The organism is Salipiger sp. HF18 (assembly GCF_011806505.1).
Classification (GTDB): domain Bacteria; phylum Pseudomonadota; class Alphaproteobacteria; order Rhodobacterales; family Rhodobacteraceae; genus Salipiger; species Salipiger thiooxidans.
In genome coordinates, this window is sequence record NZ_JAATOS010000110.1 from 1 (window position 1) to 11,443 (window position 11,443).

8 protein-coding genes are annotated in these 11,443 nt (G+C 68.7%); 5 read left to right on the forward strand and 3 right to left on the reverse strand.

Going from position 1 to position 11,443, the window contains the following annotated elements:
- Together HC022_RS11625 and HC022_RS11630 are read right to left on the reverse strand one after the other, a co-directional pair.
- Positions 1-1,083, reverse strand: a 1,083-nt coding sequence (locus HC022_RS11625) for a GntP family permease (protein ID WP_167452529.1), incomplete at its 3' end; no start/stop codon positions are given.
- 227 nt (positions 1,084-1,310) lie between these two features.
- Entirely contained in the window at positions 1,311-3,059 is a 1,749-nt protein-coding gene (locus HC022_RS11630) for a serine protease (RefSeq protein ID WP_368484655.1), read from the reverse strand.
- 163 nt (positions 3,060-3,222) lie between these two features.
- Here HC022_RS11630 and HC022_RS11635 point away from each other — a divergent pair, with 163 nt between their 5' ends.
- On the forward strand, positions 3,223-4,152 hold the full coding sequence (locus HC022_RS11635; RefSeq protein ID WP_008885474.1) for a glycine--tRNA ligase subunit alpha: 930 nt from the start codon (positions 3,223-3,225) through the stop codon (positions 4,150-4,152).
- Positions 4,153-4,196: 44 nt separating this feature from the next.
- Here the strand turns inward: HC022_RS11635 and HC022_RS11640 are convergent, their stop codons facing one another.
- Positions 4,197-4,829 (reverse strand): MarC family protein, encoded by a 633-nt coding sequence (locus HC022_RS11640; RefSeq protein ID WP_167452531.1) that lies wholly within the window; start codon positions 4,827-4,829, stop codon positions 4,197-4,199.
- Positions 4,830-4,909: 80 nt separating this feature from the next.
- On the opposite strand from HC022_RS11640, the gene HC022_RS11645 reads away from it, so the two are divergent.
- The 4 genes from HC022_RS11645 to HC022_RS11660 all read left to right on the forward strand — a co-directional run.
- On the forward strand, positions 4,910-5,425 hold the full coding sequence (locus HC022_RS11645; protein ID WP_008884028.1) for a DUF6446 family protein: 516 nt from the start codon (positions 4,910-4,912) through the stop codon (positions 5,423-5,425).
- Positions 5,426-5,789: 364 nt separating this feature from the next.
- Complete coding sequence (locus HC022_RS11650) at positions 5,790-6,647, forward strand: DUF1206 domain-containing protein (RefSeq protein ID WP_089954372.1); 858 nt, start codon at positions 5,790-5,792, stop codon at positions 6,645-6,647.
- Positions 6,648-6,751: 104 nt separating this feature from the next.
- Positions 6,752-8,974, forward strand: a complete 2,223-nt coding sequence (gene glyS / locus HC022_RS11655; RefSeq protein ID WP_167452532.1) for a glycine--tRNA ligase subunit beta — start codon at positions 6,752-6,754, stop codon at positions 8,972-8,974.
- 186 nt (positions 8,975-9,160) lie between these two features.
- Positions 9,161-11,443: pyruvate, phosphate dikinase (locus tag HC022_RS11660; RefSeq protein ID WP_167452533.1), on the forward strand; the 2,283-nt coding region annotated here is incomplete at its 3' end.

Sequence of the window (11,443 nt, forward strand, 5' to 3'; positions counted from 1 at the left end):
CACCGCCACGGCCAGCGAGGCCACGGGGTTATTCGGGAACAGCCCCAGCACCGCATCGCGGATCAGCGCAAAGGCGGGGAGCGAGGCGATCACCGCGCCGTAGCCGACCTCGGAAGCAGTGTTGAAGACCGGCAGGAGCGACCCCATGGTGCCGGCGTTGACGGTCTCGAGCACATCCTTGAACCGGCTCCAGTTCAGCGCGATGGCCAGCACGATGGAGATGGTCAGCGACACGATGATGGCCCAGATGCCTGCCACGGACGACAGGCTGGTTTCGCCGTACTGCGGCTCGGCAAGGTAATCCGCCGACATCATCGGGATCAGCACGTAGGTGAAGAGCGCATTGAGCGCGATCACCGCCACCACCGGCGCGATGGCTATGGGGAAGCTCGGCAGGGTCGCGTCGGCGGGCAGCGTGCTGTCGGCGCCGGTCTCGTCATGCTCGCCATAGCCCTCGCCCTTGCCCTGCGCCGAGGCACGGCGACGGTTGAGCCAGAGCGTGCCGCCCACCAGCATGATCATCCCCGCCAGCGTGCCGAGCAGCGGCGCGGCAAAGACGTTGGTGCCGAAGAACGGGATGGGGATGGCGTTCTGGATCGCCGGCGTGCCCGGGAAAGCGGTCATGGTGAAAGTGAACGAGCCCAGCGCGATGGCCGCGGGCAGGAGCCGCTTGGGCACGTCGGCGCGGCGGAACAGCGCGTTGGCGATCGGGTAGATCGCGAAGGCCACCACGAAGAGCGACACCCCGCCGTAGGTGAGCACGCCGCAGGCCAGCACCACCGCGAGGATCGCCCGCCCCGCGCCAACCCAGTCGACGATGCGCTCGGCGATGGTCCGCGCGGCACCGCCGTCGGCCATGACCTTGCCGAAGATCGCTCCCAGCAGGAACAGCGGGAAATAGGTGATCACGTAGCCGCCGAGGCTTTTCATGAAGACCTGCGTGTAGGTCGCGAGCGCCGGCAGGCCGCCCGAGAGCAGCACCGCCAGCATCGCCAGCAGCGGCGCAAGGATAAGAACGTTGATGCCGCGATAGGCAAGGTACATCAGCAGCCCGAGCGACAGGACGATCCCGAAAAGGCCCATGAAGAATGCTCCTCCCAATGTCAGTTGCTGCAGACGTTAGCGCCCGGACTGGCGAGGGCCAGTCCGGGCGCACAGCTTTCGTTCCGGCCGGACGAACCGTCGCAGAGAGAGGCGACTAATTCAGCAAAATACAACCATGCAGAGAAAATGGCCCCGACGCCTCACGAAAGGCACCGGGGTCCGGAAGGTCTGCGATCCGGATGAAGGAACGTCGGACCGTGCCCGGATCAGTCCCAGCAGCTCACCTTCACGGTCATCTTGGTGGCCGCCGCCGCCAGATCCTCGGGCGCCAGCATGTCCTGCCCGGCGGTGCCGGAGCTGCGCACACCGGACGCGTCGAGGAAGGCCTTCAGCGCATCGGCGTCGGCGGCAAGCGCCACGCCCGCGGGCAGCTGCCGCGCGCCCTGCGCCTCGGGCAGCAACATGCCGAGCACCGCGCCGCCGGCGTCGAGTACCGGGCCGCCCGCATCGCCGGGCTGTGCGGCGAGCGCCACCCGGGCCAGCGTCTCTTCGCCGCCGAGGCCGCGCGAGTCCTCGAGCGAGCCATAGGTCAGGGTCGGCGCGCTGAGCACGCCGCCGAACGGGTAGCCCGCCACGGCGATCTCGGTCTTCAGACGCGGCGTGCCGCTGCGCAGGTTGGCGACGCCGCGCGGGGCCAGCGCCTGCTCGGGCCGCAGCACCGCGACGCCGAGCTCGGCGTCCGTGGCCGCCACCGAGGCATCGTAGATGTCGTCAAGCGTGATCCGCCCGCAGGAGGCCACCGCCTCGGCCGAGGTCACCACCGCCCCGCCGGCATCGACGAAGAAACCCGAGACCGTGGCGATGGGCTGGCGGATCTTCAGACCGGAGACGAGATCCACCGCCTGTCCCTCGTCGGTGACCGAGGCCGGGTCGAGCACAGCCGCCGTCGTGGCGAAGGAGGCCTTCATCATCGCCGACACCCGCTCGCGCCGCTCTTCGTCGCCGGCGGGCCAGATCAGGGTCCAGCCCTTGATGTGACCCTCGCGCAGCGCGACCTCGGTGTGGCTGACGATGCGGGCGTTCTGCCCGGTGATGCTGAAGCTGTCGCGGCCGCGCTCGCGCGGGCCGGTGGGCGGCACGATCTCGAGCGTCTGCATGATCTCGTAGAGCCCGGCGAGGGTCTTGCGGTCGCCCGGCTGGCTGATCAGCAGCACGCGCGCCTGCAGGTCACCGCTCGGCTCGTAGAGCGCGAAGGGCGCCTCATAGCGGTCGAAGGACACGACGCCGGTCGGCATCTCGATCTCGATCCCGGCGCGGCTGTCGCTGACCCGGGCCATGTCGAGCCCTTCGAGCACGGCGTTGTAGGCGCCGATGAGGTCCGCGCGCTGCGCCGAGGTCAGCACGCCGGTGACCTGGTAGCCGTTGGCGGCCTGCCATTCGGCCATGGCGTTGCGGGTGCCGGCGCCGAAGGCCCCGTCGATGGCGGCGTTGTAATGCCCCGACCATTGCAGCGCGACCTGCAGCAGCTCGCGTTCGCCGCGCGAGAGCAGCGCCTCGCTGGCGCGGGCCTGCCGCGGGGTTTCCTCGGCGATTTCGGGACGGGTGACCACCTCGGGCGTGCCGGTGGCGGGCGAAAGACCGGCGTCGGGCGCCTGCGGCACCGGCTGCGCGGTCGAAAGGCCCGCCCCCACCGGCCAGAACTGGTCGCGGTACTCGGAGCTCGAGGCAAGGTAGCTGTCGCGCGGGATGATCCCGGTCAGCCGCAGCTCGCGCAGGAGCGCCCCGGCGCTGTCGGGCGCATAGGGGCCAAGCGCGATGCCGTACCAGCCGCTGCCCAGAGAGAATCCGTTCACATTGTCGAGCCGCGTGGCATAGCCGCGCAGCGCCGCTTCCGCCTGCGTGAGGCTCGGCTGCGCTTCGATCTGGATGTAGACAAGCTCCTGTCCGGTACCTTGTGCAAACGCGCCGCCCGCGATCAGCAGCGCCGTCGCGCTCCCCAGAAGAAAGGATCTCATCATACTCGCTAGTGCCCCTCAGGCCGTGAAATTCTTGTTGGCTCTGGCGGTCTGTGTAGCAAATCGGGCTGTGCCGTCACCTCAAAATATGGTCAGCCCCGCGATTGACCCCTGCGGCTGTGGCGCATAATCAAGGCCCCAGCTTCAAGACAGGGCAGACGCGATGTTCGACACCGGCACCAAACCGAGGAGTTTCCAGGAGATCATCCTGCGGCTTCAGACCTACTGGGCCTCGAAGGGCTGCGCGGTGCTGCAACCCTACGACATGGAGGTCGGCGCCGGCACCTTCCACCCCGCCACCACGCTGCGGGCGCTGGGGTCCAGGCCCTGGGCTGCGGCCTATGTCCAGCCCTCGCGCCGGCCGACCGACGGGCGCTACGGCGAGAACCCGAACCGGCTGCAGCATTACTACCAGTTCCAGGTGCTGATCAAACCGTCGCCGCCGGACCTGCAGGACCTGTACCTCGGCTCGCTCGAGGCCATCGGCATCGACATGTCGGTGCATGACGTGCGCTTCGTCGAGGACGACTGGGAAAGCCCGACGCTGGGCGCATGGGGCCTTGGCTGGGAGGTCTGGTGCGACGGCATGGAAGTGTCGCAGTTCACCTATTTCCAGCAGGTCGGCGGTCACGACTGCACCCCGGTCTCGGGCGAACTGACCTACGGGCTCGAGCGTCTGGCCATGTACGTGCTCGGCATCGACCACGTGATGGACATGCCGTTCAACGACCCGCAGACGCCCATCGCGCTGAGCTACGGCGACATTTTCCGCCAGACCGAGCAGGAATACTCGCGCTGGAACTTCGACGTGGCCGACACCGAGATGCTGCTGAAGCATTTCGAGGACGCCGAGGCCGAGTGCCAGCGCATCCTCGACACGCCCGCCGAGGACGCCAAGACCGGCAAGCGCATCGTCATGGCCCACCCGGCCTATGACCAGTGCATCAAGGCCTCGCACCTCTTCAACCTGCTCGACGCCCGCGGCGTGATCTCGGTCACCGAGCGGCAGGCCTATATCGGCCGCGTCCGGGCGCTGGCGAAGCGCTGCGCCGATGCCTTCGTCACGACCGAGGCCGGCGGTTACGCCGCCTGATGCGCGGGCGCCCCTCAGGCGCGGCGCCCGGCGGCATGGCCTCGTCAGGCCAGCCCCGGCAGCAGCGCCTTGAGGCCGCTCGCGATCATCTCGACCGCGATGGCGGCGAGAATCATGCCCATGATCCGGATCATCACCACGCGCAGGGTCTGCGACAGATAGCGGCCGATGCTGGCGGCGAAGAACATCACCACGCCGAGCGAGACCAGCACACCGGCCAGCGCCAGCGCGATGGCGAGATGGTCGCCCATGCCCTTGGCCTGCCCGGTGAAGACCACGATGGTGGTGATGGTGCCCGGCCCCACGAGGATCGGGAAGGCCAGCGGGTAGAAGGACGGATCGCTCTCGGGGTCCTGCTGCGCGCGTTCGGCACTGGTGCCGTGATGGGCGCTGCCGGCGCTGCCGTTCAGCATGCCGAGCCCGATGATCATCAGCACCAGCCCGCCCGCGACGCGGAAGTCGTCGACGCTGATCCCGAAAAAGCCGAGGATCGCCGTGCCCGCCACCGCCACCACCGCGCAGAGTGCGCCGCTGTAGGCCACCGTGCGCAGCGCCGCGCGGCGCTGCTCGGCGAGCCTCATGCCGTCGGTGAGGCTCAGGAACATCGGCAGGTTCACGAACGGGTTCATGATCGCGAAGATCGCCCCCAGGAACTTGATAAGAAACGCCGTATCCATATCTGTCCCTGTGCAGCCCACCCCGGCCTAGCACACGGGGCGGACCCGGCAAAGCCCGCATTCCAAGGAGGAATGGCAGTATGAGCGGAAAGATCCTCGCCATCGCCATCGTCGTCAGCGCCCTGCTCTTCGGCGCCGGTGTCTACTATTTCCAGGTCTACTACTACTATGCCGCGGTCGAGGACGACGCCGGGCAGGTTTTCCTGACGCCCCTCGATGGCGGCGCGCCCGAGCACATCGCCTATGCCGGGTTCGAGGGCATCGACGCCACCAGCTCGCCCATCCGCTACCGCGCCTGCTTCACCACGCCGGAGCGACCGCAGGCGCTCGACGAGCGCTTCGAGCGCTACGGGGATGGCGAGCCGCGCAACGCGCCCTTCTGGTTCTCGTGCTTCGACGCCGAGGAGATCGGGCGGATGATCGAGACCGGCGAGGCCCATGTCTACGTCGCCCAGCGCAACATCGAGTTCGGCATCGACCGGGTGGTGGCGGTGGCCGAGGATGGCCGCGGCTACGTCTGGGAAGAGATCAATGAATGCGGCGACAAGGCCTATGACGGCACGCCGCTCGGCGAGGATTGTCCGCCGCGGGAGTGATGCTGCGGGAGCCTTCGGCGCCGCTGTCATGCGGGCGGTTCGGCCTGGGTGATCCGCTGCCTGCAGTGCTCATCGCCCGGCCCCCGGCGGTTCCGCATTTCGCTGCGCGATGGTTTTGGCGGCAGGGACCGGGTGTCGTGCAGGCGGCGAGGGTCGAGGGGGCGCTGCCCCCGTCTCCTGCGGAGACTCCCCCGGAGTTTACTTGGCAAGATGAAGATGAAGGCTGCGCTTGCTGCCTGAGGCAAGGGTCTGGTGGGGCTCGGGGTTTTGTCTTTGGCCATGGGTGGTGCGGCGGCGCATGGCGTTTGGCGATGGAACCAGAACGGGGTCTGGCGCGCTCTGTCTGCAACCGAGGAGACACGCCATGTCCGACAAAGCCCCTGCCTGGGTCGTTCCCGCAATGCGCGCCGGCTACGCCGCCCGAGGCGCCGTCTACACCGTGGTGGGGGGGCTCGCCCTGTTCGCCGCCTGGCGCGGCGGCCAGGCCGAAGGCACCACCGACGCGCTCGCCCAGCTTAAGGGAGAGCCCTGGGGCGTGCCGCTGCTGCTTGCCATCGCGCTCGGGCTGATCTGCTACACGATCTGGCGCCTGATCGACGCCTGGATGGATCTCGAGTGCTACGGCAGCGAGCTCAAGGGCATCGTGGCGCGGGCCGGCCAGGTGATCACCGGGCTGATCCACGGTGCCATCGGCGTTTCGGTCGCCACCATGGCGCTGCGCGGCAACTCCGGCGGTGACGGCGCGCAGAGCGCGACCCAGAAGCTGATGGCGATGCCCTGGGGCCCCTACCTCGTGATCGCGGCCGGTCTCGCGACCATCGGGGCGGGCATCTATTACGCCCACAAGGGCATCAAGGAGAAATACAAGGAAGACATCCGCGTGACGCCGCTGGCGCGCAAGCTCGATCCGCTGATGAAGTTCGGCCTCGTGGCCGAGGGCGTGGTCATCGCCATCATCGGTGCCTCCATCGTCTACGCCGGGATCACCCACAACCCGGGCCAGGCCGGCGGTGTCGGTACCGCGCTCGACCAGATCCGCTCACTCGCCTTCGGACGCATCCTGCTGGGTGCCGTGGCCATCGGGCTCATCGGATTTGCCATCGAGAACTTCATCGAAGCCGCCTATCGCATCGTCCCGCGCCGCTCGGGTACGGACGTGATGACGCTGGCGCGCCGCGCCAGGCTCAAGGCCGAGGGCAAGCTGCGCGAGGCCACCACCTGAAGCGATCGGCCTAATCGCTGGACCTCCGCCGTCCATCCCGTTATCCAGCCAAGCGAACAACAGCCCGCGCCCCTTCCGGCGCGGGCAGATGCTTTGGTGAGACCATGCCCGACCTTCTGATCGAACTCTTCTCCGAGGAAATTCCCGCCCGCATGCAGGCCCGCGCCGCGGAGGACCTGAAGAAGCTGGTCACCAACGGCCTTGTCGAGGCGGGCCTCACCTATTCGGGCGCCGCCGCCTTCTCGACCCCGCGCCGGCTGACGCTGGCGGTCGAAGGCCTGCTTGCCGCCTCACCCGCCACCCGCGAAGAGCGCCGCGGCCCCAAGGTCGACGCGCCCGGGAAGGCCATCGAGGGCTTCCTGCGCGGCGCCGGCGTCACCCGCGAGCAATGCGAGGTGCGCGAGGACAAGAAGGGCGCCGTGCTCTACGCGGTGATCGAGAAGCCCGGTCGCCCCGCCGCCGAGATCGTGGCCGAGGTGCTCGAGACCACAGTGCGCAACTTCCCCTGGCCCAAGTCGATGCGCTGGGGCGCCGGCAGCCTGCGCTGGGTGCGCCCGCTGCACCGCATCCTCTGCGTGCTGACCACCGAGGCCGGTGCCGAGGTGGTGCCGCTCGAGATCGACGGCATCTGGGCCGGCAAGATCACGCAGGGCCACCGCTTCATGGGCGGCGCGCCCTTCGAGGTCACGTCCTTCGAGGATTACGAGACCAAGCTCAAGCGCTCGAAGGTGATCCTGTCGCCCGAGGAGCGCGCCGACACGATCTGGCACGATGCCACTAACCGCGCCTTCGCGGCCGGGCTGGAGGTGGTCGAGGATCGTGGCCTGCTGGCCGAGGTCTCGGGGCTGGTGGAGTGGCCGGTGGTGCTCATGGGCAAGATCGGCGAGGATTTCCTCGATCTGCCGCCGGAGGTTCTGCAGACCTCGATGAAAGAGCACCAGAAGTTCTTTTCCATCAAGAATCCGGCCTCCGGGCGCATCGAGGGCTTCGTGACGGTTGCAAATGTGGAAACCGCCGATGACGGCGCGACCATCCTCGCGGGCAACGACAAGGTGCTCTCGGCCCGTCTGTCCGACGCCAAGTTCTTCTGGGAGAACGACCTGCGGGTGGCGAAGCAGGACGGGCTCGAGGCCTGGACCGCGCGGCTGGCCAACGTGACCTTCCACAACAAGCTGGGCAGCCAGAAGGACCGCATCGACCGCATCGCGGCGCTGGCGCGCGAGATCGCGCCCATGGTCGGCGCCGATGCCGGCCTGGCCGAGCAGGCCGCGCGGGTGGCCAAAGCCGACCTGTCGTCGGAAATGGTCTACGAATTCCCCGAGCTTCAGGGGCTTATGGGCCGCTATTACGCCGAAGCCGCGGGCCTTCCCGCCGAGGTGGCCGCGGCCTGCCAGGAACACTACTCACCGCTCGGGCCGTCGGACGACGTGCCCACCGCGCCGGTCTCGGTCGCCGTGGCGCTGGCCGACAAGCTCGACACGCTGACCGGCTTCTGGGCCATCGACGAGAAGCCCACCGGCTCCAAGGACCCCTACGCCCTGCGCCGCGCCGCGCTCGGGGTGATCCGTCTCGTGCTGGCGAACGGACTGCGGCTGCATCTCGACCGGCTGGTCGATGCCCAGCTGCTGCGTCACCAGATCACCACCGACGGCAACAAGGATGCCGCCATGCTCGACGACCTGCTGAGCGAGATCGCGCACCACGGCGTCTTCGGCTCGGCCGCGCGGACGATCATCGAACAGGCCAGGTCGGATGCGCCCTCGTGGCTGCCGGTGGTCGAGAACCACGCGCCGGACGTCAGCGACGACCTCGTGGCGTTCTTCCACGACCGGCTCAAGGTTTACCTCCGCGACGAGGGCATCCGCCACGATGTCATCGACGCCGTGCTGGCGATGCCGAACCGCGACGACCTCGCGCTGGTGGTGGCCCGCGCCCGGGCGCTGATGGAGGTGCTGAACACCGAGGACGGGGCGAACCTCGTGCAGGGATTCAAGCGCGCGAACAACATCCTCACCCAGGCCGAGGAGAAGGACGGCGTCGAATACAGCTTCGGGGCCGACGTCAAGTTCGCCGAGACCGAGGAGGAGAAGGCGCTCTTCGCGGCGCTCGACACCGCCGATGCCAGCATCAAGCCGGCCATGGCCTCCGAGGAGTTCGCTGCCGCGATGACGGCTATGGCCGCGCTGCGCGGGCCCATCGACGCCTTCTTCGAGGCGGTGCAGGTGAACGCCGAGAACGCCGTGGTGCGCCGCAACCGGCTCAACCTGCTGTCGCGAATCCGCCACACCTGCCTGCAGGTCGCCGACCTCACCCGAGTCGAAGGCTGACGCGGGAGTCGCCGGAGCCCCCCGTGTTTACGGGAATTTGGCGACACAAACTCGCGTGACGCGTGAAGGGGCGCGCAATAATTGCGTGGCCCCGCCAGCGGTATTAACCTCGGCTTCGCAACTAAAGGTGATATTACGCACAGCCTTTTTGCGTTATGCTGCAGTGCGGAAAAATCAGGAATCCCCGTGCCAGACACGCTTCGACAGGACCAGGACCCGGAGGTCACGCTCATCACCCCCTCGGCGCCGATTTCGACGCCGACGCACGGGGGCCGGGCGAAGTGTCTGCAACGGCTGGTGCGGCTCGACATGCCGGTGCCCCGCACGGTGGCGCTAAGCTTCGACACGGTGCACAGGATCGCCCGCGGCGCGATGCCCGACATCGACCGCATCCTCGCCGAATTCCCGCGCGGCGCCCTGCTCTGCGTGCGGCCCTCGTCCGAGGATCCGGACTGGGGCGGCCCCGGCTCGGTGCTCAACATCGGCATGAACGACGCCGCCTATGTCGAGCTTTCCGACAGTATCGGTGCCGATGCCGCGTCGTCGCTCTACCAGCGCTTCGTCATGGCCTACGCAATCCACGTGGCGCGGCTCGATCCCGACGTGTTCGAGGAGATCGACGGCACCGGTCAGGACGGGCTGAGCGAGGCGCTGCGCTGCTACGAGGAAGAGGCGGAAGAGCCCTTCCCGCAGGATCCGGCGCGGCAGCTGGCCGAGGTGCTGCGCTCGATGGCGCGCGCCTGGGACGGCACCACCGCACGGCTTCTGCGCCAGGCCAAGGGGGCGCCGGTCGATGCGGGGCTCGGGCTTATCGTGCAGCAGATGGCGCTGGGGCTCGGCATCGGCGAATGCGGCTCGGGCGTGCTGCAGCTGGTCAACTCCGAGACCGGGCTGCCGCAGATCACCGGCCGCTACCTGAGCCAGAGCCAGGGCCGCGAGGCCCTGCAGCGCGGGCAGAAGTCGCTGTTCCTCGAATGCGATCCGCGCGGCCCCTCGCTCGAGGAGATTGCGCCGGAGGCCTTCGAACAACTCAAGCAATACGCCGCCTTCATGCGGGAAAAGCTCCGCGCCGAGATGCAGATCGAGTTCACGCTCGAGAACGGCTGCGTGCACATCCTCGACGGCGTGCGCGTCAAGCGCAGCGCCCGGGCCGCCCTGCGCATCGCCGTGCGGCTGGCCGAAGAGGGAATCATCTCGCGGCAGGAAGCGGTGATGCGGGTCGAGCCCCGCGGCCTTTCCGAGCTGCTGCACCGCCAGATCGACCCCGAGGCCGAGCGTGACGTGCTCGGGCGCGGCGTCGCGGCCTCGCCCGGGGCCGCAACGGGGCGCATCGTGTTCTCCTCGTCCGAGGCGCAGGCCAGTGCCGCGCGCGGCGAGCCCTGCGTCCTCGTCCGGCGCGAGACCTCGCCCGAGGACGTGCGCGGCATGCACGCCGCCGTGGCCGTGCTGACCGAGCGCGGCGGCATAACCAGCCACGCGGCGGTGATCGGGCGCGGGCTCGGCCTGCCCTGCGTGGTTGGCGCGGTGCGCATGGGCTTCCGCCTGCACGACAAGCTCTTGCTGGCCGAGGACGGCCGCCGCTTCCGCGAAGGCGACATCATCACCGTCGACGGAAGCTCGGGCCAGATCCTCGCCGGAGCGCCCAAGACCATCGAGGCGGCGCTCGACGACGCCTTCCAGACCTTCATGTCCTGGGCCGACGCCGAGCGCGACATCGGCATCCGTGCCAACGCCGACACCCCCGCCGACGCCACCACCGCGCGCAACTTCGCGGCGCAGGGCATCGGGCTGTGCCGGACCGAGCACATGTTCTTCGAGGCCGAGCGCATCACGCCGATGCGCGAGATGATCTTCGCCGACAGCCCCGACGACCGGAAGGCGGCACTCGCCCGGCTGCTGCCGATGCAGCGCGCCGATTTCATCGAGCTTTTCCGCATCATGGAGGGGATGCCCGTGTGCATCCGGCTCTTCGACCCGCCGCTGCACGAATTCCTGCCCTCGGACCGCGCCGGGATGCGCGATCTGGCCGAGGCGCTGGACCTGCCGGTTTCGGACGTCACCCGCCGGGTCGAGAGCATGGGCGAATACAACCCGATGCTGGGGATGCGCGGCGTGCGTCTCGGCATCGCGGTGCCCGAGATCTACGACATGCAGGCCCGCGCCATCTTCGAGGCGACGCTCGAGGCCTCACGCGATGGGGCGCCGGTGGTGCCCGAGATCATGCTACCGCTGGTCTCCGCCTGCCGCGAGGTCGAGCTGGTGCGTTCGCGCATCGACGCGGTCGCCGCCGCCGTGCGCCATGAGCGCGGGCGCGACTTCGACTACTCGCTCGGCGTCATGGTCGAGACCCCGCGCGCCTGTCTGCGCGCCGACGAGATCGCGCAGCACGCGCATTTCCTCTCCTTCGGCACCAACGACCTCACGCAGATGACCTACGGGCTCTCGCGCGACGACGCGGGCCGGTTCATG